Raw genomic sequence first — 21067 nt, 5'->3', positions numbered from 1 at the left:
CTTACCGGGGACGGCAGGCGGCGGCGCGCCGGTCGCACCAGGCCGGTGACGCCCGCGGGCCCGGACGGCCGCGGACACCCCGGCGCCTCCCTCGCCGCATGCCCGCGGACACGCGAACGCCCCGCGGGCACGGTGCCCGCGGGGCGTGCCGCGCCGTGCGCGGCCCTGACTACTTGTTGGTCGGGAACCCGAGGTTCACGCCGCCGTGCGACGGGTCGAGCCAGCGGGAGGTGACGACCTTGCCGCGCGTGTAGAAGTGCACGCCCTCGGCACCGTGGACGTGGGTGTCGCCGAACAGCGACGCCTTCCATCCGCCGAAGCTGTAGAAGGCCATCGGCACGGGGATCGGCACGTTGATGCCGACCATGCCGACCTCCACCTCGTTCTGGAAGCGCCGGGCGGCGCCGCCGTCGTTGGTGAAGACGGCGGTGCCGTTGCCGTACTCGCCGCCGTTGATCAGCTTCACGCCCTCCTCGTAGGAGGAGACGCGCACGATCGACAGAACGGGGCCGAAGATCTCCTCGGTGTGGACGCGCGAGCCCGCGGGCACGTGGTCGAGGATCGTCGGGCCGAGCCAGAAGCCCGGCGTGTCGGCCGCCTTGCCGCCGCCGAGCACCGGCGTCTCCCGGCCGTCCACCACGAGCTTGGCGCCCTCGGACAGGCCCAGGTCGAGGTAGGAGGCCACCTTGTCGCGGTGCGCCTCGGTGACCAGCGGGCCCATCTCGGAGCGCGCGTCGTCGCCGGGGCCGATGGTCAGCTTGGCGACCCTTTCGACGATCTTGTTCACCAGTTCGTCGCCTACCGGGTCGACGGCCAGGACGACCGAGATCGCCATGCACCGCTCACCCGCCGAGCCGAAGCCGGCCGAGACCGCCGAGTCGGCGACCAGGTCGAGATCGGCGTCGGGCAGGACCAGCATGTGGTTCTTCGCGCCACCGAGCGCCTGGACCCGCTTGCCGTGCGCGGTGCCGGTCTCGTAGACGTAGCGGGCGATCGGGGTCGAGCCGACGAAGGAGACGGCCTTGACGTCCTCGTGCTCCAGCAGGCGGTCGACCGCCACCTTGTCGCCCTGGACGACGTTGAAGACGCCGTCGGGCAGCCCCGCCTCCTGCCACAGCCGCGCCATGAGCAGCGAGGCCGAGGGGTCCCTCTCCGACGGCTTGAGGATGAAGGCGTTGCCGCAGGCGATGGCGATGGGGTACATCCACATCGGCACCATCGCGGGGAAGTTGAACGGCGTGATGCCCGCCACCACGCCGAGCGGCTGGCGGATGGAGTAGGAGTCGACCCGGGTCGAGACCCCTTCCGAGAAGCCGCCCTTGAGCAGGTGCGGGATCCCGCAGGCGAACTCCACGACCTCCAGGCCCCTGGCCACCTCGCCGAGCGCGTCGGAGTGCACCTTGCCGTGCTCGGCGGAGATCAGCGCGGCGAGCTCGTCGCGGTGGGCGTACATCAGCTCGCGGAAGCGGAAGAGCACCTGCGACCGCTTGACGAGCGAGGCGTCGCGCCAGGCGGGGAAGGCCCCGACCGCGGCGGCGACGGCGGCGTCCACGTCGGCCGCCGAGGCCATCGCCACCTTGCCGCTGACCTCACCCGTCGCCGGGTTGAAGATCTCGGTCGTGCGGCTGTCGCCGTCGACCCGAGAGCCGTTGATCCAGTGGTTAACGAACTTCATCGTTGATGGTCTCCAGAGCGTTGACGATGATGCCGAGGCCCTCTGCCGCCTCGTCCATCGTCAGGGTGAGCGGGGGCGCCATGCGGATCGCCGTGCCGTACAGGCCGCCCTTGCCCGCGAGCAGACCGAGCTTCTTGGACTCCTCCATGAACCTGGCGGCGAGCTCGGAGCTGGCCAGCTCCACCGCGAACATCAGGCCCTTGCCGCGGACGGAGGTCACGATCGGCAGCCGCTTGGCGGCCTCGCGCAGCCCGTCGATGATGAGGGCGCCCGTCCTGGCCGCGTTGGCCTGCAGGTCGTGGTCGAGGACGTAGTCGAGCGTGGCGTTGGCGGCGGCCATCGAGATCGGGTTGCCGCCGAAGGTGGCCAGGCCCACCGCGTGCAGGTTGTCGAGCAGGTCGCCGCGGGCCACGATGCCGCCGACCGCGAACCCGTTGCCCAGGCCCTTGGCGAAGGTCATCATGTCGGGGGTCACGCCGTGGTTCTGGATCCCGAAGAAGGCCGAGCCCGTCCGGCCCCAGCCGGTCTGCACCTCGTCGGAGATGAACAGGATCCCCTCCTCGTCGAGCACCTCCTTGTAGGCGGCGAACAGCCCGTCGGGGGCCATCGTGAAGCCGCCCACGCCCTGGATCGGCTCGGCGATGAGCGCGGCGACGTCGTTGGAGACGCCGGTGGCCAGCACGTGGCGCAGGTCCTCGACGCAGACCTTGATGTAGTCGGCGTCGGACAGGCCCGCGAACTGGGGCAGGTGGCGGTCGGCGCCGTGCAGGAACGTCGCGTTGACCGGCGAGTAGGAGTTGTTCTTCCACGCGCGGTTGGAGGTGACGCCGATCGCGCCGAAGGAACGGCCGTGGTAGCTCTGCCGCATGGCCAGCACCTGGTCGGACTTGCGCGCGTAGGTGGCCAGCAGCAGGGCCGTCTCGTTGGCCTCGGTGCCCGAGTTGGTGAAGAAGACCTTCGCGTCGGGGATGCCGGAGAGCCCGGCGATCTTCTCGGCCAGCTCGATCTGGCCGCGCAGCAGGTAGACGGTACTGGTGTGCACGACGCCCGTGGCCAGCTGACGCTCGACGGCCTCACGGACCTCGGGCACGTCGTACCCGATCATGTTGGTGAGGATTCCTGCGAAGAAGTCGAGGTAGCTCTTGCCCGAAGCGTCGACGACACGGTTGCCCTTGCCGCTGACGATCTCGATGGGCTCGTTGTAGTAGAGGGCCACCCAGTTGGGGATTACCGCCCTGTGGCGCGCGAGAAGGTCCGACATGCTCCGAGTATCGCGGTTATTCACTGAACATCCCACCGCCAACGTGTCGGCATGACGCAATTTCCGCTTACACTCTGCCCACACAGAATGTGTCAGGACATCGTGACTTCGCGCCCCTGCCCGCTCGCCCGCCGTCCCCCGGGTGACGCGCCCCGCCCCACCCCTAGGGGATGTCCCGTGCGCCTGGCGGCGTACCCCGTCTCCACCCGCTACACCGCCAGAGGCACGCCGAATGCCATCCGGCGGCGGACGCCCGCGCGGGCTCCGGTCGAGCACCATCGGGTCATCGACGAAAGAGGAGACCCGAGATGACCATCACGATCGACCGTCCCGAGGCCCCCGCCGGTCCGCCGAAGCTCGACCGCGAGGCGCTGCTCAGGGCGCAGCGCGACACCCTGGCCACCCCGCGCATGGCCTACAGCCTGCTGGCCAGAATGATGTTCAAGCCCGTCGACCTCCTGTACGGCAAGCGGGGATCGTTCACCAAGTTCGCGATGCTGGAGATCATCGCCCGCGTGCCGTACCAGGCGTGGGAGCGGGTGGGCTACTGGGCCGTGCACCGCTACGCCGGCCGGTCGGCCCTCGCCAAGCGGGTCTTCGAGCGGATCGTCGAGGCCCGCTCCGACCAGGACAACGAGCAGTGGCACCTGCTGATCATGCAGGACCTGATCGAGCGCGACGGGATGAGGCAGAACTGGCTGCTGCACAAGGTGGCGCCCTGGTTCATCTCGTTCTTCTACTACCACGTCTCGTGGGTGCTGTTCCTGGTCAGGCCCGAGGCCGCCTACCGGCTCAACGCCGAGTTCGAGGACCACGCCGAGCACGAGTACATGACGTTCGTGGCGGAGAACCCGGAGCTGGAGTTCATGCCCGACCCCGGGACGTACGCGGCGGAGTACGGGCGCCACCGGTCGGTGGCCGACCTGCTGCGCCAGATCGGGCACGACGAGCGCGTGCACAAGCTGGACAGCCTGGAGAACCTCAAGAGCCCGCGCTACTCCTCCGCCCGATGACATCCCGCGCGGGTGCCTTCGGCCCCGGCCGCGGGTCGAGGGGACGGTCACGGGGACCCGGCCCCTCCCCGCGGCCGGCGAGCACGGCGGGTCAGACCTCGACGGGGACGGGCGCGACCGGCGCCGCCGGGCGCAGCACCGCCAGGGCGAGGAGGGCGGCCGCCAGGCACGACGCCGCACCGATCCAGGCGCCCGTGGTCATCGCCGCGCTGAACGCCTCCCTGCCGGCCGCGGCGATCTCGGGGGACAGCTGTACCGCCTGGGCGATCGACTCCCGCGCGGCGGCGGGCGCCGACTCGGGCATCGACGAGGTGTACACCCCCGCCAGCACGCTGCCCAGGGCGGCGATGCTGAGGGCCATGCCCACCTGCTGGATGGTGTCGTTCAGCGCCGAACCGACACCGGCGTGCTCCACCGGCACCGCGCCCATGAGCGTCGCGTACGCCGCGGGCCCCGCGATCCCGCCGCCCGCGCCCATGATCACGAAGGCCGCGAACATCGACCAGTAGCCGCCGCCCATCGCCATCACCACGAACGACAGCCCCATCACCAGCATGCCGGTGACGACCAGCGTCCGGTTGCCGACCTTCTGGCCGAGCCCGGCCCCGACGCCGTTGAAGACGGCCGCCGAGATCGCGTACGGCAGCAGCGCCACGCCGAGCTGCGCGGTGCCGTACTGGAGGACGAACTGCAGGTACTGGGTGAGCATCAGCATCACCGCGCCGGAGCCGAACGACATCAGCAGGATCGAGAACGACGACCCGCTGAAGTTGCGGTTCCCGAACAGGCCGAGCGGCAGCATCGGGCTGTCCGACCTGCGCTCCCACAGCATGAAGCCGCCCAGGCTCAGCACGGCCAGGGCGATCATCACGGGGTTCCACGTGCGCTCGATGACGACGTAGACCAGCGAGAACAGCCCGACGACCGACAGCACGACGCCCAGCGGGTCCAGCCTGCGCGCAGGACCGCGCGTCTCGGGCATGAGGACGACGGCGGCGATGATGCCGATCACCGCGATGGGGGCGTTGAGCAGGAAGACCGAGCCCCACCAGTAGTTCGCGATGATGAGGCCGCCCACGATCGGGCCCGCGATCACGCCGAGCATCGCGACGGCGCTCCACGCGGCCATCGCCTTGCGCCGCTCGTCGGCGTCGAAGGTGGTGATCAGGATGGACAGGGTGGAGGGCATGAGAATGGCGCCGCCCACCCCCATCAGCCCTCGGGCGGCGATGAGCTGCCACGGTTCGGCGGCCAGGACGGCGAGGAGCGAGGCGCCGCCGAAGACGGCCAGGCCGATGATGAGGAAGCGGCGCCTGCCGTACCGGTCGGACAGGCTTCCGGTGGTCAGCAGCAGGCCCGCGAAGACGAGCACGTAGGAGTCGAGGATCCACTGGATCTCCGAGGGGCTGGCCCCGAGGTCCCGCATGAGGGTCGGGATCGCCACGTTGAGCACGGTGCTGTCCACGACCAGCGGCAGGAGGGCAAGGCACAGGACGACGAGAGACCACCAGCGTCGCGGGTCTCGTACAGCGTTCGAGTTCACTCGCACACCGTACGACAAGACTCGTACAGTGTGCGAGTAGTTTTATGCTGAGGGCGTGACCACCAAGCAGTTCACCTCGGTGTGGGCCCGCGAACCCCGGCAGAGCAGACCCCAGGGCCAGGGGCTCACCCGCGAGCAGATCGTCAAGGCCGCCCTGGAACTGCTCGACGCCGACGGTCTCGACGCGCTGAGCATGCGCAAGCTCGGCGCCAAGCTGGGCGCGGGGGCCACCAGCCTCTACTGGCACGTGGCCAACAAGGACGAACTGCTCGAGCTGGCCTTCGACGAGATCTGGGGCGAGGTCCCGGACCTCGACGTCGAGGTGGTGGGCTGGAAGGACGCCGCCTCCGCCTTCGCGCACGGCGTCCGGCAGGCGATCCTGTCGCACCCTTGGGCCGGGAACCTGATCGGCCGGATGCCCGCGATCGGCCCCAAGTCACTGCGCGCGGGCGACATGCTGCGCACGGCGCTCAGGCTCGCCGGGTTCCGCGGGATGGACCAGGACTACGCGGGCTCGGCGATCACCGCGTACGTGATGGGCGCGACCATCCCCGAGGTCGCCTGGCAGGCCTTGTCGCAGTCCGGCTCCTACGACGCCGAGAGCATGCGGGAGGTCGTGCGGAAGGCGGCGGCCGGCTATCCCGAGCTCATCGCCCGTGCCGACGAGTACGCCCGGCACGACGAGCGCACCCTCCGCGCGGTGAACTTCGACTTCGGCCTGCTGTGCGTGCTCGACGGCCTGGAGCGGCGGCTCGGCGCCTGATCGTGCGGCCCGAACCGGTCAGCCGGCGACCTCCGGCCGCCGTGCGGACCGCACGAGTTCCCGCTCGCCGTCCGACGCCCTACGGGTGACCCCCGCCGCGTCGAGGCTCTCCAGCAACGGGATCGCGACGCGGCGGGAGGTGCCGAGCGCCTGCCTGGCCTGCGCCGTGGTGAACGTGCGGGGCAGGGTGGCGAGTACGGCGACCGCCCGTCCGGCGGCGTCGGGCGGCAGGACGACGCCCGGCGCCAGGCGCGTGAGCCGCCCGGCGGCCTCGGCCGCGGCCAGAGCGCGGGCGTCCAGGCCGAGGGCGGCCAGCCGGTCGCTGTCGGGAGCGGCGAAGGGCTCGGCCGCCCAGCCGGCCTCCAGCGCGCGGACCGCCCGCTCGGTGGCGGGTGGGAGCGCCGCCGTCGGCGGCAGCAGCCGTCCCCGTTCCCTCTTCAGCCGCAGGGGCGCGGCGAGCGCGTCCACCAGCGCCCTGTCGGGCAGCCCGAGGGCCTGCCGGGCCGCCTCCACGGGCAGCCCCGGGTCCAGCGGATCGCGCGCGGCCCGCGCCTCGACGAGCCCGGCCAGCCGGTCCCGCCAGGCCGCCCACGCGGCGGGGTCCACCAGCCACTCACCCACGACCACCGCCCCGCCGGGGTCGTCGGCGCCGGAAGTGCCGGTGCGGGGGGCGCCGTCGGCGGGGGTGCCGGGGGTGCCGGTGCCGGTGCCGATGCCGTGGGTGCCGGTGCCGATGCCGTGGGTGCCGGTGCCGATGCCGTGGGTGCCGGTGCCGGGCACGCCCATGGCGGCCAGGTCGTCACGCCGGGCCAGAGCGCGCCTGGCCAACTCGGCGGCGAGGTCGGCGCGGCCGTCCATGGCCGCGAGCTCGGCCGCCCGCTGTCCGGCCGCGCCGCGGCGCCGCAGCTCCGGCGGCCGGACGTCGAGGACCGTGGCCCCCCACAGGTGGCGGCTGCCGGGGTCGCGCAGCAGGGCCCGGTCACCGATCCGCAGCGGCAGCGACTGCGCCAGGACGATCCTGGCCGTGTCGTCCCCCAGCCGTCTGACGGTGGCCGGCACGCCGGCCGATCCGATGTGCCACACCGCCTGGCGGGGCGGTCGTCGCGGCGTGTCCCCCGGCGGCGTCAGCCGTACGTCCAGGACCGCGGTGGGCAGCCAGCGGCCCGGCGTGACCAGCACGTCGCCGCGCCGCAGACCGTCGGCGGCGGCGCCGCGCACGTTGACCGCCACGCGGGCGGGCCCGGCGATCTCGTCGCACGCCTGCCCGAGGCTGTGCAGGCCGCGCACCCGCAGGGTCCGGCCGCCGGCCCGCAGGGTGTCGCCGGTCGCCAGCCGGCCCGCGCCGAGCGTGCCGGTGACGACGGTGCCCCGTCCCGAGATCGTGAACACCCGGTCGATCCACAGCCGCACGTCGGACGCCGGATCAGGGTCGGGCAGCGCCGCCGCCAACGCCGCGAGGGCGGCGCGCAGCTCCGGCATGCCCGCGCCGGTGCGGGCGCTGACGGCCACCGCCGGGACGCCCTCCAGCGTGGTGCCCTCGAGGCCGGCCCGCGCCTCGGCCAGCGCCGCCGCCGGGTCGGCCAGGTCAGCCCTGGTGATCGCGAGCACCCCGTGCGCGATGCCCAGCGCGGTGACGGCGTCGAGGTGCTCCTGCGACTGCACCCGCCAGCCCTCGTCGGCCGCCACGACGAACAGCACGGCGGGCACCGGGCCCACGCCTGCCAGCATGTTGGTCAGGAAGCGCTCGTGGCCCGGCACGTCGACGAAGGCGAGGTCGCCGGTCCACACGAAACCGAGGTCGATGGTCAGCCCGCGCCGGCGCTCCTCCTCCCAGCGGTCGGGCTCCATCCCGGTCAACGCGCGCAGCAGCGTGGACTTGCCGTGGTCGACGTGTCCCGCGGTGGCGATCACCCGCATGCGTCCACCACCGCGTCGAACAGGATCCGGTCGTCGTCAGGGGCCAGCGCCCGCAGGTCGAGCAGGCAGCGCCCGCGCTCGACGCGGCCGAGGACGGGCGGCTCGCCCAGCCGCAGCGGCTCGGCGAGCCACTCGTCCAGGGCGACGGCGGCGCTCGGCAGCTCGACGCCGGGCGCGCCGCCGCCGCCGACGCGGGCCACGCTGGTCACGGCCTCGGCCGCCAGCCCCTTGCCGGCCAGCCGTACGGCGAGCGTCGTGGCCCTGGCCAGCAGGTCGGCGGGGTCGGCGTGCAGGGCCAGCGCCGTCGGCGGCGGCGGCCCCTCGACCGTGGCCTCGAGCGCGGCGAGCGTGAGCTTGTCCACCCGCAGCGCGCGGGCCAGCGGGTGGCGGCGCAGCCGGTCGATCAGGTCGGCCCGGCCCAGCAGCAGGCCGCACTGCGGGCCGCCGAGCAGCTTGTCGCCGCTGGCGGTGACCAGGTCGGCGCCCTGCGCGAGCCAGGTGGCCGCGTCGGGCTCGCCGGGCAGCGCGGGCTCGGGCCGCAGCAGCCCGGACCCCGCGTCGGCGACCAGCGGCACGCCGAGCCCGGCCAGCTCGGCGATCTCCGGTGTCGCCGTGAAACCCTCGATGCGGTAGTTGGACGGGTGCACCTTCAGCACGAACCCGGTGTCGGGGCCGACGGCGTCGGCGTAGTCGGCGACGCGCGTCCTGTTGGTGGTGCCCACCTCGCGCAGCCGCGCCCCGGTCGAGGCGAGCAGGTCGGGCAGCCGGAAACCGTCGCCGATCTCGACGAGCTCACCCCTGCTGACCACGATCTCGCGCCCCTGGGCCAGCGCCGTGGCCGCCAGCACGAGCGCCGCGGCGTTGTTGTTGACCACGTGCACGGCCCCGGCCTCGGGGACCGCCCTGGCCAGCGCCGCCAAGGCGCCCCTGCCCCGCCGTCCCCTGCGTCCGGTGGCCAGGTCCAGCTCCACGTCGGTGGTGCCGGCGGCGGCCCGCACGGCCTCGATCGCCGCCGGTGACAGCGGCGCCCTGCCGAGGTTGGTGTGCAGGAGCACGCCGGTGGCGTTGACGACCCTGCGCGGACCCGACCCGCTCAGCTCGTCGAGGACCGCCGCCACCACCTCGCCGGGCGCGATGTCACCTTGCCTGGCGCGCCGCTGCGCCTCGGCGACGGCGGCTTTCACCCGGGTACGGCCCAGCCGTACCGTGGCCTCATGGAGCCGAGGGTCGGCGAGCACGGCATCCGTTCGTGGGATGAATCGCCGCGGATCGGTCATGTCGATCAAGATAGATGCCTCTAGAGTCTGATCATGGTGAGATTGACGCAATTCGCCCAGGGCGGTGGCTGTGCGTGCAAGATCCCGGCCGGTGAGCTGGAGGAGGTGCTGACCGGGTTCGGCGTGACGCCCACCGATCCGCTCGGCGAACTGGTCGTCGGCCTGGAGACCGGCGACGACGCCGCGGTCGTCAGGATCGAGGGCGGCACGGCGGTCGTGAGCACCGCCGACTTCTTCACCCCCGTGGTCGACGACCCCTACGACTGGGGGCGGATCGCGGCGGCCAACGCGCTCTCGGACGTGTACGCCATGGGCGGGCGGCCCGTGGTGGCGCTCAACCTGCTGTGCTGGCCGCGCGAGCGCCTGCCGTACGAGCTGGCCAGGGAGGTGCTGCGCGGCGGTGCGGAGGTCGCCGCGCGGGCCGGCTGCCATCTGGCGGGCGGGCACAGCGTGACCGACGTCGAGCCCAAGTACGGCATGGCCGTGACCGGGCTGGCCGACCCCGACCGGCTGATGCGCAACGACGCGGGCAAGGCCGGCGCGCCGCTGTCGCTGACCAAGCCGCTCGGCCTCGGCGTGCTCAACAACCGGCACAAGGCCACGGGCGAGGTGTTCGCCGAGGCGGTCGAGATCATGACGACGCTCAACGCCGAGGCCTCGCGGGCGGCGCTCGACGCGGGCGTCACCTGCGCCACCGACGTGACGGGGTTCGGGCTGCTGGGGCACCTGTTCAAGATGGCCAGGGCGTCGGGGCTGAGCGCGGTCGTCGACGCCGCCGCCGTACCGGTGCTGGCGGGCGCGCGGGAGGCGGTCCGCGACGGGTACGTGCCGGGCGGGTCGCGGCGCAACCTGGAGTGGGTGGCCCCGCGTCTCGACGCGGGCACGGCCGCGGAGGAGACGCTGTTGCTGCTGGCCGACGCGCAGACCTCCGGCGGGCTGCTGGTCGCGGGAGAGATCCCGGGCGCCCCGGTGATCGGCGAATTGGTGGAGGCGGGCGACGCCACGATCATGATCCGCTAGGGTGCTGAGTGGAGGCGACCAGGTGCCTGGTGGCCCTCCCGGTCTTCAAAACCGGTGGCGCCGAGTATCTCGGCGCGGCGGGTTCGATTCCCGTCCGCCTCCGCCAACCCCTCCCCCTTCCTGTGGAGCGTCGTGAGCATCGACGATCTGCTGCTGCGTGCCCGTACCGGGCTTGCGCGGCTGACCCCCGAGCAGGCATGGGCGTTGACCCGCGCCGGCGACGGCCTGCTCGCCGACACCCGTCCCGAGTGGCAGCGGCGCAGGGACGGCGAGGCTCCGGGCGCCATCGTGATCGAGCGCAACCACCTGGAGTGGCGGCTCGACCCGCGAAGCGCGGCCCGCATCCCCGAGGCCGCCTTACCCGGCCTGCGGTGGATCGTGCTGTGCGACGAGGGCTACTCCTCCACCCTCGCCGCCGCGAGCCTGCGCGAGATCGGGTTGTCCCTGGCCACCGACGTGATCGGGGGCTTCCAGGCGTGGATCGAGGCGGGACTGCCGGTCCGCCGCCCCGTCGTGCCGGTCAGGCCGAGGGGCCCCGGCGAGGGCCCGGTGCCGGTCCGGTGAGCCGCGAGCACAGACGGCCACCGCCCGGCGCGGGGCGAAAGGCCGAGGAAAGGTCGAGGAAAGCACCCTGTCCCACGATCAGCGACATGAACGTTGATCAGGTTCGCGAAGTCGGACCGGAATGAACCACGCATCGGTCGGCGTGCTGGGGGCCGCCGGACTGATCCGCGACGACGTGGTGCTCACGCCGTCCGCCCCGTTGCTGCGGGCGTTGCTCGGCCTGCTGGCAGTCTCGGCGGGAACGCCGGTGCCGTCGGCCGAGATCATCAGGGTCGTGTGGCAGGACCAGCCGCCCCGCGACCCCAAGGGCGCCCTCCATCTGGCCGTCTGCAGGCTGCGCGCCTGGCTGAGCGCGTCGGGCGAGACCCGGCTGCGTGTGGTCACCGGCTCGGACGGTTACCACCTCGACCTGGACGGCGGACGCACCGATCTGGAGGTGTTCCGCCACGAGGTCGCCAGGACGGACGCGACGAGCGAGACGCTCACGGCCGCACTCGCGCTGTGGCGCGGGCGCCCCTTCGCCAACGTTCCCGAACGGCGCGCCGACAGCCGCATCATCGAGTCGTTGCTGGCCGAGCAGGACACCGTCACCAGGCGCGCGGCCAGGACGGCGCTCGACGAGGGGCGGCCACAGCTGGCCATCGACCTGGTGGAACGGCTGTGCCGGGCCGACTCGCTGGACGAGGAGGCGCACGCGATCCTGATCGACGGGCTGGTCGCCACCGGACAGCAGGGGGCCGCGGCGGTGACGTTCGACCGGATCAGGCGGCGCCTGGCGGTGGAGCTCGGCATCGAGCCCGGCACGCTGTTACGCCAGTCCCACCTGCGCGCCCTCACCGGAAGCGACCCGCCGGACGGGACCCAGGGCAGGAGCGGCGGCACGGGTGAGACCGCCCGCCCGGCGGACGGGCACCACAGAGAAGACGGGGACCGCGGGGACCACGGGGACAGCGGGGGACACGGGGAGGACGAGGATCAGGGCCCAGGGGCACGGGCCCGGCTCGTCGGCAGGGAGCGCGACCACACGGGGCTGGCCGCCCTCGTACGCCGGCGGCGGCTGGTCACCGTGATCGGCCCGCCGGGGATCGGCAAGTCACGGCTGTGCGCGGAGCTGGCCGTGCGGGTGTCCGGTCACTTTCCCTGCGGCGTACGGCTCGCACGGCCGCACGAGCCGCTGGCACCGCCCCCTGGCGCGGGGCCCGCGCTGCTCGTCGCCGACGGCTGCGACGAGCGGATGGGTGAGGTGCGCGCCGCCGTCGAGCGGCTGACGGCGGCCAGACCCGACCTCACCGTCCTGGTCACGGCGCGACGGCCCCTCGGCGTGTCGGGTGAGGTCATCTGGAGCCTGGGGCCGCTGGAGGCCGAGGCGGCCGAGCGACTGCTGCGGGCCAGGGCCGCCGAGGCCGTACCGGGACTGGACTTCGGCCCCGACGACCTGCCGTGGCTGCGTCGGCTGGGCGCGCTGGCCGACGGGGTGCCCGCCGTCATCGAGAGCCTGGCCTCGCTGACGCGCGCCTTTCCGCTGCGGGTGCTGGCCGAGCAGGCCGAGCACGACCTGGGCGCGCTCATCGACGACGTGAACCCGGCCGCGGCCCGCTTCGCCGAAGGGCTCGACCAGCTCTGGCAGGGACTGTCGAGCCTGCAACGGGTGCTGCTGCTCAGGGTGGCCGCCTTTCCCGGCGACTTCGGGCTCCCCTGCGCGATGGGCGAGTGCGCCGAACCGCCGCTGGACGCCGCGAGCGTGCCGGGGGTGCTGGCCGCGCTGGTGGACCGTGGCTGCGTGCTGCCGTTCGAGAGCGCCACTGGCCGCCGCTACCGGCTGCTCGTTCCCGTGCGCGCGATGGTGCTGCGCCGCTACCGGCAGAAGATCGGCAGGCTCTCGATGGCGCGCCTGCCCGCCCGCGCCCGGTGAGCGCCGCCGCCGCGCGGCGCCCGCCGCTCTGCGTGATGAGGGTGCGACGACCCGGACCGGGAGGTGCCGAGCACGCGAGAACGCGACGGCACCCGGACCCGGAGGCCACCACCCCACGGGAGAGTCGCGACGGCACCCGGACCCGGAGGCCACCATCCCACGCGAGAGCGCGGCGGCACCAGGGAGGTGGCCGCTCGCCCTCGCGCGGGCGGCGGCCTCGCCGCGCTCACGGCGGGCGATCATCCGCCCGATGCCCGGGTGCGGGCGAGGCCCGTCGATCAGCGCCTCTACCGGCGAGCCCGGATCGGTCAGCCGCAGTGGCCCCACGGGCTCAGCGACTGGAAGCGCTGGCCGCCGGGCGCGTCGGAGGCGACACCGCCGAACTGGACGCACTTGCCCGCCGCCTGGACCCGGACCGGGCCCGCGTAGGTGGTGAAGTCGCCGCCGTTGCGGTAGATGGTGCTCGACCCCTGTACCTGGATCCGCGCCTCGGTGTAGGTGCGCACGCCCACGTTGGCGTTCTTCCAGGTGACCACGCAGTTGTAGCCGTTGCCGCCGTTGTAGAGCAGGTAGACCGTCGCCCAGAGCCTGGGGGTGGAGATCGGGATCGAGTCGATGATCCGGTAGCCGGTGCCGCACACGCTCTCGGGCGTCGCCGCGGCGACGACGCCGGCGGAGGACTGGCCGGCGGGCGCGGTGTCGGCGGCGGCGGGGGCGGTGTGCAGCAGCAACGCGGCCAGCGCCGCGGGCGCCAGGACTCGCGAGATTCTGGGCATGGGGTTCACGCACCTTCCGGGACGGTGGCCGCGTGTCGGCCGTCGCCGTTGACGATCTTGCGCGGCACCGGGACGGGTCAAGATCCCCGAACCGGACGATCGGCGCATCGACCGACATGGACAGGCACCGGAAATGGCACAGAAAGCCGACGAGGGCGCACTTTCCTTGCCCGGCTCCTGCCGCCCGGCCGGTACGGCAGGCGTTGTGGCCAGAGGTAGCCGGGACCGTACGACCGGCCGGGGCCGGACGGGCAGGCCGTCCCGATGGCCGGGGACCTCCTGGGTGCTCATCGTGGTGGTCGCCGCACAGACGGTGGACCTGGGGACGTCGAACCCCTCGTGGACAGCGCTCCTCGATCACGATATTCATCGACAAATCATCGACAGGCTGTAAGCGGGTGAATGCCCTCAATTACATCCTGATCGGATAAGCTCCACGCGTGCTGCCCACAATCGCCGACGTCCTGGCCCTGGAGACCGTTCGCAGGGGCAACCCCCGCGTGGTCGCGGGCGCGGACCGGCTCGACAGCAAGGTGCGGTGGGTGCACGTCGGCGAGATCGCCGACATCGCACACCTGTTGCGTGGCGGCGAGCTGGTCCTCACCACGGGGGTCGCCCTGCCCGAGGACCCCGAGAAGCTGGCCGCCTACATCGGCGAGCTGTCCGCGGTCGGCGCGGCGGGCCTGGTCGTGGAGCTGGGCCGCAGGTTCGTGCGCGAGCTGCCCCGCGCGGTGGTCAAGGCGGCCGAGGACCACGGTTTCCCCTTGATCGTGCTGGCCCGCGAGACGCCGTTCGTGCAGATCACCGAGTCGGTGCACGCCAGGATCATCGACATTCAGCTGGAGGAGCTGCGCGCCTCCGAGCAGCTGCACGAGGTCTTCACCGAGCTGTCGGTCGAGGGCGCCTCGCCCGCCGAGGTCCTGGCCCAGGTGGCCAGGCTGTCCGGCCGGCCGGTGCTGCTGGAGAACCTCGCCCACCAGGTGCTGGCCTGCGAGTCGGCGGGCCGCGACACGGGCGCGCTGCTGGCCGGCTGGGAGACCAGGTCACGCGCGGTCTCCCCGCAGGACCGCACCGCCTACGACCCCGCCGCCGGCTGGCTGGTGACCACGGTCGGCGCCCGCGGGCAGGACTGGGGACGGCTCATCCTCATCTGTGACGCGCAGCCGGGCCCGCGCGAGATGGTGCTGGCCGAGCGCGCCGCCACCACCCTGGCGCTGGGCAGGTTACTGGAACGCCATCAGGAGTCCCTCGAACGGCAGGCGCACGGCACGATCATCACCGGCATCCTCACCCACGCCTACGCCGACCCCGAGGAGGCCGCCGCCCGCGCCCGCGCGGTCGGCGTGCCGCTCACCGGACGCAAGCTCGTCAGTGTCGTCCTGCGCCTCGTCGAGCCCTTCGACCAGGCGATCGACGGCCAGGCGCAGCTCGGCGAGCTGGCCGAGGCCACCGCGGCCGTCTGCCGCGACGCCAAGCTGCCCGCGCTCGTGGGCGCGCTCGACCAGGACCGCGTCGGCGTGCTGCTTCCGCTGCCGCCCCGCACGGCGGTCGAGCCCGCCCTGACCGCGCTCGCCGAGCGGCTGCGCGCCCTGTGGAAGCCGGGCTCGGCGTTCGTGCTCGCCGCGGGCTCGGCGGTGGAGTCCATCCGCGACGTACGGCGCAGCTTCCTCGAGGCCGAGCAGGTCGCCGACGTGGCGGTCCGCCAGCCGGACGGCCGGGCCTACTACCGCCTGCCCGACCTGCGCCTGCGCGGCCTGCTCCACCTGCTGCGCGACGACGCGAGGATCCAGACGTTCGCCGAGCGCGAGCTCGGCCCGCTGCTGGCGCACGACGCCCAGCGCGGCGGCGACCTCACCCGGATCCTGCGCATCTACCTGGACGCCGGCCGCAACAAGGCGGTCGCCGCCCAGAAGGCGCACCTGTCGCGCCCGGCCTTCTACGACCGGTTGCGCCGCCTGGAGCGCATCCTCGACACCGACCTGGACGACGTCGAGTCGTGCCTATCGCTCCACGTGGCCCTGCTGGCCCTCGAATCCTTCCGTAGGGAGAACCGTTGATCCGCGTCATGCACGTCGCCGACGTCCCGCTCGACCCCGACCCGCTCGACCCCGCGCAGATCGTCTCCGGCACGCCCGTCACCTCGGTGGCCGAGCTGGACGAGGGGCGCGGCATCTGGGAGATCACCCCCGGCGTGGTGACCGACGTGGAGCGCGACGAGATCTTCGTGGTCCTGTCGGGCCGGGCCACGATCGACGTCGAGGGCGGCGAGAGCGTCGAGGTCGGTCCAGGCGACGTCTGCCTCCTGCCCGAGGGGGCGAAGACCACCTGGACCGTCCACGAGACGCTGCGCAAGGTCTACCAGGCGCACTGACCGCTAGAAGCCCATCGCCTTCCGCACCTCCTCCAGCGTCTCGACGGCCCGCTCCCTCGCACGCGCGTTCCCCTCGCCCAGCACCTGGCGCGCCTCAGCCACGTCCACGGCGTTCCTGCGTGCCCGGATCGGGCGGAGGAACTCGTTGACCGCCTCGGTCAGCACCCGCTTCAGCTGTGCCGCGCCGCCGTACCCGATCTCCTCGGCGATCTCGCCGGGGGCGCGGCCGAGGCAGAGGCCCGCCAGCCGCAGGAGGTTGGCGACCTCAGGGCGCCCCTCAGGGTCGTAGGTGATGTGGCGGTCGGAGTCGGTGCGGGCCGCGCGGATCAGCGCCGCGGTCTGGTCCTCGGTGTCCTTCAGCGCGATCGCGTTGCCTCTCGACTTGCTCATCTTGCCGCCGTCCAGGCCGTTGAGCAGCGGCGCGGCGCCCATCATCGCCTCGGGCACGGGAAAGACCGGGCCGTAGCGCTCGTTGAAGCGGCGCGCGACCAGCCTGGTCACCTCGACGTGGGGCAGCTGGTCCTTGCCGACGGGCACGAGCGTGCCCTTGCAGAACAGGATGTCGGCGGCCTGGTGGACGGGATAGGTGAACATCAGGCCGCTGACCGCGCTCTGCGAGCTGTGCGCGATCTCGTCCTTCACCGTCGGGTTCCGCTGCAGCTCCGCCATGCTGACCAGCGACAGGAACGGCAACAGCAGCTGGTTCAGCTCGGGGACGGCGCTGTGCTGGAAGATCGTCACCTTGCGGGGGTCGAGGCCGACGGCGAGATAGTCGAGAAGGAGATCGTCGATGTTGGCCTGGATCGCACCCGGCAGGTCCCTGTCGGTGATCACCTGATAGTCGGCGACCAGCACGAACATCTCGTGCACGTCCTGCAGCTTCACCCGGTTGGCCAGCGTGCCGAAATAGTGCCCGAGATGGAGCGCGCCGGTCGGCCTGTCACCTGTTAGTACGGTGTGGTGCATTTTGGGTCCTTTCTGAGAAAGCGTCCCCAGACACCACGAAAGGCCGCCCGAGGACGGCCCTTGCGCATGCGGAGGTCAGTGGCCGTCGAACGGCCGCCACCACATGCTGATAGTCATGACCCCATTATAGGGCGCAAGCCGTACCGGCCCCAGGTGCCGCACGGCTTGCGCCCGGTCCGGTCACCCGCGGTGATCCCGCGTCACTGCGGCATGGATCGTCTCGTCCGCGCAGATGTACAGGTCCCACCGGCGGGGACGCGCCACGAACGCGCCGAGGACGAACCCCAGCACCACGCTCGCGATGATCACAAGGAGGATGCTCAGCCCCATGTCGGCTGCCTCTCGGGATGGTGTGCCGCGCGAAACCTTGATGTGCGGCCTACCGAAAGGTAACGCCGAGTGGTCACTTTCCGCAGCCGAATCCGGCATTGTCGTGTCAATTGGATAACTGTCTTCAACTGATTCGCGTGTTTCGCCCCCTCCCCGTAGTTGATCTCGCCAGGATGGACCGGCTTGTCTTTGATCTACGGGGAGTTTTCATGTCTCGACGCGCCATCGTCGGCCTGGCCGTGGCCGCCGCTCTCACGGTCACCTCCGCGGTGCCCGTCATCGCACAGGAGGTATCGGCGCCCTTCCCCTCGGCGAGGTTCCCCCTCGGCGAACGCGGCGTTCCGACGAAGACGCAGAAGACCGTGACCAGCGGCATCGACCTGTACGGCGTCTCGACGGGCACCGCAGGCGACGGCTACACCGTCACCGTGCTCATGCCGAACGGCCGCGACTACGGCACCCGCGAGAACGCCGAAGCCAAGGCCGCCGAGGTCGAAGCCGCCGGGCAGACCGCCAGCGTCCAGAAGGTCATCAGGCCAGCGGTGTCCGACGACCCCGCGGAGGAGATCTACATGGTCCGCGTGGGCCTGTGGCCCTTCAAGGACAAGGCCAAGGCCGACAAGGCCGCCAAGGAGCTGTCCGACGCGGGCGTCAAGGCCCGCGCCGACTACCTCGGCGACGACGGCGTGAAGACCACCGGCCCGTGGGAGATGCAGGTCCTGACCATCGACCCGCGCGGCTTCCGCGGCTCCTACTCCGCCAGCCTCGGCTCCAGCGTCGCCAAGCGCGAGACCACCTCGTCGATGGCCAAGGCGCAGAAGGCGATCGCCGCCGTCAACGGCGGCTTCTTCAACATCCACACCTCTCCCGCCCTGCGCGGCGAGCCCGTCGGCATCTCCGTGGTCCGCGGCCGCCTGCTCAGCGAAGCCGTCCCCGGCCGCTCCGCCCTCATCCTCAAGGGGCGCACGGCCCGCATCACCGAGCTCAAGACCAGCGTCGTGGCCGTCTCCCAGGACGGCCAACGCCTCGACGTCAACGGCGTCAACCGGCTGCCCGCCGCCAACGAGCTGGTCCTCTACACCGAGGAGTACGGCGTCAAGACCCCCGCCGACGGCGGCGCCGAGGCCGTCATCGACGCCTCCGGCAAGGTCACCGCGCTGCGCCAGGCCGGCGGTGCCGTACCGGCCGGGGCGCGGATCCTGCACGGCACGGGCACCGCGGCCGACTGGCTGTGGGAACACGCGTGGGAGAGCTGGACGGTCACCGTCGACACCCAGGTGATCGACGAGCGCACCGGACGCAGGATCGTGCTCACGCCTGACGTGAGCGTCATCGGCGGCGGCGTCGGCCTCATCCGCAACGGCCGCATCAGGGTCACGGCCAAGCGCGACGGCCACGACTCGGTCAACATGATCCTGCGCCGGCACCCGCGCACACTTGCCGGCGTCACCCGCTCGGGCGGCCTGGTCCTGGCCACAGTCGACGGGCGCAAGCCGGGCATCACGGTCGGCGCGAACATGATCGAGGCGGCGCAGCTGATGAAGTGGCTGGGCGCCGTCCAGGCGATCAACCTCGACGGCGGCGGGTCCACGGCGATGGTGGTGGGCGGCAAGGTCGTCAACAAGCCGTCGGACGGCAGGGAACGCCCGGTCGGAGACGCGCTCCTGATCCTCCCGTAACACCCGGGACGACGGCTCCCGCACCGCCCCGCGGCACGGGAGGACGCACCTGGCCGCAGCCCGCGTCCTTCCGTGACCCGGGATCGAACGGTCGCCGACCGCGCCCTCGGGCGGGGCTGGGCGAAGGTTCACAGGGACCCGAGCCCGCACCCGTCCGTGACCCGGGACCGAACGGTCGCCGACCGCGTCCTCGGGCGGTGCGGTGCGGTGCGGAGGCCCATGGCAACCGGAGCCCGCGTCCTCACGTGCACCGGGAGATCCACGCGGTCGAGATACCGCATGCTGTCTCGGGAGGCTGTCCGGCTCCTGCTGGCCATGGGAAGACCCACGCCTCCGTGATGGGGGCGCGGGCCTTCCGTCCGGTCCGGCCGCCCTCCGTGATGGGGTGCGGGCCGTTCGGCCGTCAGTGCCGGGCGTTCTTCGCGTCCGTGATGAATGCCCCCACGTAGGGGTGAGCCGGGTACAGCTTCCGGACGCGGCGGAAGCCGTCCAGCGCCTCCTCGTAGTGCCCGGCGAAGTAGTCCTCCAGCGCAGCGCTGTAGACCCGCGACGTCTCCGAGACGACGGGCGTCACCCCCGCGGCCCGCAACCGCTTCTTGATGACGCTCACCGGCAGCACGAACGTGGCGGCCTCGGTGAGCTCCCCGTCCAGCGTCGTCGCCACCGCGATGGTCATCCCGACCACCCGGCCGTCCTTGTCGAACACGGGACCTCCCGAGTTGCCCGGGTACGCCGGCGCCTGCACCTGCAGGTACGGCACGCCCCGCGCGCTGGTGCGCCTGACGTTGTAGGCGCCCTCGGTCACCGACGGGTACAGCTTCGACCGGCGGTCCAGGGCCGCGCTGGCCAGCGTGATGACGGGGAAGCCGCTGAGGTAGACGTAGTCGCCCACCCTGACGTCGCCGTCGCGGCCCAGCGGCACGGTCGGCAGGGCGCGGGCCCCCGCCATCTTCACCAGCGCGAAATCCTCACCCGGCCAGTCGTCTCCCTTGGTGACCAGGTTGAGCGGCTGCGCGGTGATCCTGCCCCTGCCGTCGTGCATCGTGACGCTGAGCTGTTTCCTGACACGCAGTACCCGCATCGTGTTGCGCTCGTAGGCGGTGAACATCTTCCGGGCGAGCTTCGCCATTCCGTCATCGGGCTGCGCGAGACCGGAGACGCTCTTGAGGAAGCCGCGCACCTCACCGTTGACGACCGGAGGCAGCGTCTTGTCGGCGAACCCCTGCCGTAGCTCGGCCTTCCCGGTGCTGACACAGTGCGCGCCGGTCACCATGTAGCCGTCGGGCGTGATCCACCAGCCGGTGCAGACGCTGTCGACCGACGCGGCGACCTTCCGCACGGCCTTGCCGGGCCGGAGGTATCTGCCGACGTCCTGCGCCGCCGTCCTGAGCACCCATTTGACCTGGCTCTGGTGGTCGGCGGGAATCCGGCCCGCCTTCGCGTGCCGCTCGGCCTTCGTCATGAGCGCCTCGAAGGCCTTCGTCGGAACCGGCTCGGGGAACGCGACCGTCGCGACGTAGGACATCGAGATCTGCTGGACCGCCGGGTTCGTCTGCGCGGTCAGCCTCGTGCCGGCCGCGACGTCCCTGGGTTCGGGTTCGGCGAGCGCGCTTCCCTGCAGCGCGGTCATGCCGACCAGTGCCAGCCCCACGGCTGCCGTTGTTACCAGTGATGTGCGCATTCGTCCCGCCCCTCGGTTGCTCTCGAGAGGAGGGTGCGGTGAGACGCTGGCGAGCGGCTTTCAGCCCGGTTTCGCCCGCCTTGCGAACCTCCATCGTGGGGCGACGCCGACACCTGCCCGGAAAAGCAGAAAGGGCCACCCCAACCGGGATGGCCCTTTCTGTAAAGATTGCGCGGCGGCGACCTACTCTCCCACACCCCTTCGAGTGCAGTACCATCGGCGCTGAGAAGCTTAACTTCCGGGTTCGGAATGTAACCGGGTGTTTCCTTCCCGCCATAACCGCCGCAACCCTGAGAGACCGTTTGCTGTCTCAGAATTG

At 72.2% G+C, this 21067-nt stretch carries 17 protein-coding genes, 1 tRNA gene and 1 rRNA gene; 9 read left to right on the top strand and 10 right to left on the bottom strand.

Annotation, left to right across the window (positions count from 1 at the left end):
- Positions 1-169: 169 nt before the first annotated feature.
- On the bottom strand, positions 170-1675 hold the full coding sequence (locus ACWDLG_RS37170) for a CoA-acylating methylmalonate-semialdehyde dehydrogenase (protein ID WP_354917860.1): 1506 nt from the start codon (positions 1673-1675) through the stop codon (positions 170-172).
- Positions 1662-2936 carry an aspartate aminotransferase family protein gene (locus ACWDLG_RS37165; RefSeq protein WP_449929121.1) on the bottom strand — a complete coding sequence of 425 codons (1275 nt, stop codon included), beginning with the start codon at positions 2934-2936 and terminating at the stop codon, positions 1662-1664. Before ACWDLG_RS37165 ends, ACWDLG_RS37170 begins: the two co-directional genes overlap by 14 nt.
- Positions 2937-3244: 308 nt before the next feature.
- Between ACWDLG_RS37165 and ACWDLG_RS37160 the strand changes: the two genes are divergently transcribed.
- Complete coding sequence (locus ACWDLG_RS37160; RefSeq protein ID WP_449929119.1) at positions 3245-3949, top strand: alternative oxidase; 705 nt, start codon at positions 3245-3247, stop codon at positions 3947-3949.
- Positions 3950-4040: 91 nt separating this feature from the next.
- Here the strand turns inward: ACWDLG_RS37160 and ACWDLG_RS37155 are convergent, their stop codons facing one another.
- Complete coding sequence (locus tag ACWDLG_RS37155; protein WP_449929117.1) at positions 4041-5492, bottom strand: MFS transporter; 1452 nt, start codon at positions 5490-5492, stop codon at positions 4041-4043.
- Positions 5493-5547: 55 nt separating this feature from the next.
- Between ACWDLG_RS37155 and ACWDLG_RS37150 the strand changes: the two genes are divergently transcribed.
- On the top strand, positions 5548-6255 hold the full coding sequence (locus ACWDLG_RS37150) for a TetR/AcrR family transcriptional regulator C-terminal domain-containing protein (RefSeq protein WP_449929115.1): 708 nt from the start codon (positions 5548-5550) through the stop codon (positions 6253-6255).
- An 18-nt stretch (positions 6256-6273) separates the two neighbouring features.
- Here ACWDLG_RS37150 and ACWDLG_RS37145 read toward each other — a convergent pair whose 3' ends face one another.
- A complete protein-coding gene (locus ACWDLG_RS37145; protein ID WP_449929113.1) occupies positions 6274-8172 on the bottom strand; it encodes a SelB domain-containing protein in 1899 nt (632 codons plus the stop codon).
- Positions 8163-9449, bottom strand: coding sequence for an L-seryl-tRNA(Sec) selenium transferase (gene selA / locus ACWDLG_RS37140; protein ID WP_449929111.1), 1287 nt, complete (start codon positions 9447-9449; stop codon positions 8163-8165). Before selA ends, ACWDLG_RS37145 begins: the two co-directional genes overlap by 10 nt.
- 33 nt (positions 9450-9482) lie before the next feature.
- Between selA and selD the strand changes: the two genes are divergently transcribed.
- The 4 genes from selD to ACWDLG_RS37120 all read left to right on the top strand — a co-directional run bounded on the left by selD (position 9483) and on the right by ACWDLG_RS37120 (position 12945).
- On the top strand, positions 9483-10469 hold the full coding sequence (gene selD / locus ACWDLG_RS37135; protein ID WP_449929109.1) for a selenide, water dikinase SelD: 987 nt from the start codon (positions 9483-9485) through the stop codon (positions 10467-10469).
- Positions 10470-10479: 10 nt separating this feature from the next.
- Positions 10480-10575, top strand: a tRNA-Sec gene (locus ACWDLG_RS37130).
- 26 nt (positions 10576-10601) lie between these two features.
- The gene (locus ACWDLG_RS37125; RefSeq protein WP_354922959.1) at positions 10602-11033 is read left to right on the top strand and encodes a rhodanese-like domain-containing protein; all 432 of its coding nucleotides are present in this window, start codon (positions 10602-10604) and stop codon (positions 11031-11033) included.
- 121 nt (positions 11034-11154) lie between these two features.
- Positions 11155-12945: a BTAD domain-containing putative transcriptional regulator gene (locus ACWDLG_RS37120; RefSeq protein ID WP_449929107.1), complete on the top strand. Its 1791-nt coding sequence runs from the start codon at positions 11155-11157 to the stop codon at positions 12943-12945.
- 308 nt (positions 12946-13253) lie between these two features.
- Here the strand turns inward: ACWDLG_RS37120 and ACWDLG_RS37115 are convergent, their stop codons facing one another.
- On the bottom strand, positions 13254-13721 hold the full coding sequence (locus tag ACWDLG_RS37115) for a spore-associated protein A (RefSeq protein WP_449929105.1): 468 nt from the start codon (positions 13719-13721) through the stop codon (positions 13254-13256).
- A 440-nt stretch (positions 13722-14161) separates the two neighbouring features.
- On the opposite strand from ACWDLG_RS37115, the gene ACWDLG_RS37110 reads away from it, so the two are divergent.
- Both ACWDLG_RS37110 and ACWDLG_RS37105 read left to right on the top strand, forming a co-directional pair.
- A complete protein-coding gene (locus ACWDLG_RS37110) occupies positions 14162-15778 on the top strand; it encodes a PucR family transcriptional regulator (protein ID WP_449929103.1) in 1617 nt (538 codons plus the stop codon).
- Entirely contained in the window at positions 15775-16092 is a 318-nt protein-coding gene (locus tag ACWDLG_RS37105) for a cupin domain-containing protein (RefSeq protein WP_354922948.1), read from the top strand. The genes ACWDLG_RS37110 and ACWDLG_RS37105 overlap by 4 nt, the downstream gene beginning before the upstream one ends.
- A gap of 3 nt (positions 16093-16095) precedes the next feature.
- Here ACWDLG_RS37105 and trpS read toward each other — a convergent pair whose 3' ends face one another.
- The gene (gene trpS / locus ACWDLG_RS37100) at positions 16096-17058 is read right to left on the bottom strand and encodes a tryptophan--tRNA ligase (protein ID WP_354922945.1); all 963 of its coding nucleotides are present in this window, start codon (positions 17056-17058) and stop codon (positions 16096-16098) included.
- 180 nt (positions 17059-17238) lie between these two features.
- On the bottom strand, positions 17239-17388 hold the full coding sequence (locus ACWDLG_RS37095; protein WP_354922942.1) for a hypothetical protein: 150 nt from the start codon (positions 17386-17388) through the stop codon (positions 17239-17241).
- A 209-nt stretch (positions 17389-17597) separates the two neighbouring features.
- Between ACWDLG_RS37095 and ACWDLG_RS37090 the strand changes: the two genes are divergently transcribed.
- A complete protein-coding gene (locus tag ACWDLG_RS37090) occupies positions 17598-19067 on the top strand; it encodes a phosphodiester glycosidase family protein (RefSeq protein ID WP_449929100.1) in 1470 nt (489 codons plus the stop codon).
- Between the two features lie 403 nt (positions 19068-19470).
- On the opposite strand, the gene ACWDLG_RS37085 is transcribed toward ACWDLG_RS37090, so the two are convergent.
- Together ACWDLG_RS37085 and rrf are read right to left on the bottom strand one after the other, a co-directional pair.
- Positions 19471-20718: a trypsin-like peptidase domain-containing protein gene (locus ACWDLG_RS37085; RefSeq protein WP_449929098.1), complete on the bottom strand. Its 1248-nt coding sequence runs from the start codon at positions 20716-20718 to the stop codon at positions 19471-19473.
- Positions 20719-20918: 200 nt separating this feature from the next.
- Positions 20919-21035 (bottom strand): 5S ribosomal RNA (gene rrf, locus ACWDLG_RS37080).
- Positions 21036-21067: the final 32 nt, after the last annotated feature.

The sequence above is a fragment of the Nonomuraea sp. NPDC003727 genome, assembly GCF_053586935.1.
The sequence above is the reverse complement of the archived record's forward strand: the minus strand, read 5'-3'. Positions and strand labels throughout refer to the sequence as shown.

Bases quoted from the DNA above. Each gene is read 5' to 3' on its own strand.
- ACWDLG_RS37095 (WP_354922942.1), bottom strand. From the start codon at position 17,388: ATGGGGCTGAGCATCCTCCTTGTGATCATCGCGAGCGTGGTGCTGGGG.
- selA (WP_449929111.1), bottom strand. From the start codon at position 9,449: ATGACCGATCCGCGGCGATTCATCCCACGAACGGATGCCGTGCTCGCC.
- ACWDLG_RS37115 (WP_449929105.1), bottom strand. From the start codon at position 13,721: ATGCCCAGAATCTCGCGAGTCCTGGCGCCCGCGGCGCTGGCCGCGTTG.
- trpS (WP_354922945.1), bottom strand. From the start codon at position 17,058: ATGCACCACACCGTACTAACAGGTGACAGGCCGACCGGCGCGCTCCAT.
- ACWDLG_RS37170 (WP_354917860.1), bottom strand. From the start codon at position 1,675: ATGAAGTTCGTTAACCACTGGATCAACGGCTCTCGGGTCGACGGCGAC.
- ACWDLG_RS37165 (WP_449929121.1), bottom strand. From the start codon at position 2,936: ATGTCGGACCTTCTCGCGCGCCACAGGGCGGTAATCCCCAACTGGGTG.
- ACWDLG_RS37120 (WP_449929107.1), top strand. From the start codon at position 11,155: ATGAACCACGCATCGGTCGGCGTGCTGGGGGCCGCCGGACTGATCCGC.
- ACWDLG_RS37090 (WP_449929100.1), top strand. From the start codon at position 17,598: ATGTCTCGACGCGCCATCGTCGGCCTGGCCGTGGCCGCCGCTCTCACG.
- selD (WP_449929109.1), top strand. From the start codon at position 9,483: ATGGTGAGATTGACGCAATTCGCCCAGGGCGGTGGCTGTGCGTGCAAG.
- ACWDLG_RS37145 (WP_449929113.1), bottom strand. From the start codon at position 8,172: ATGCGGGTGATCGCCACCGCGGGACACGTCGACCACGGCAAGTCCACG.
- ACWDLG_RS37160 (WP_449929119.1), top strand. From the start codon at position 3,245: ATGACCATCACGATCGACCGTCCCGAGGCCCCCGCCGGTCCGCCGAAG.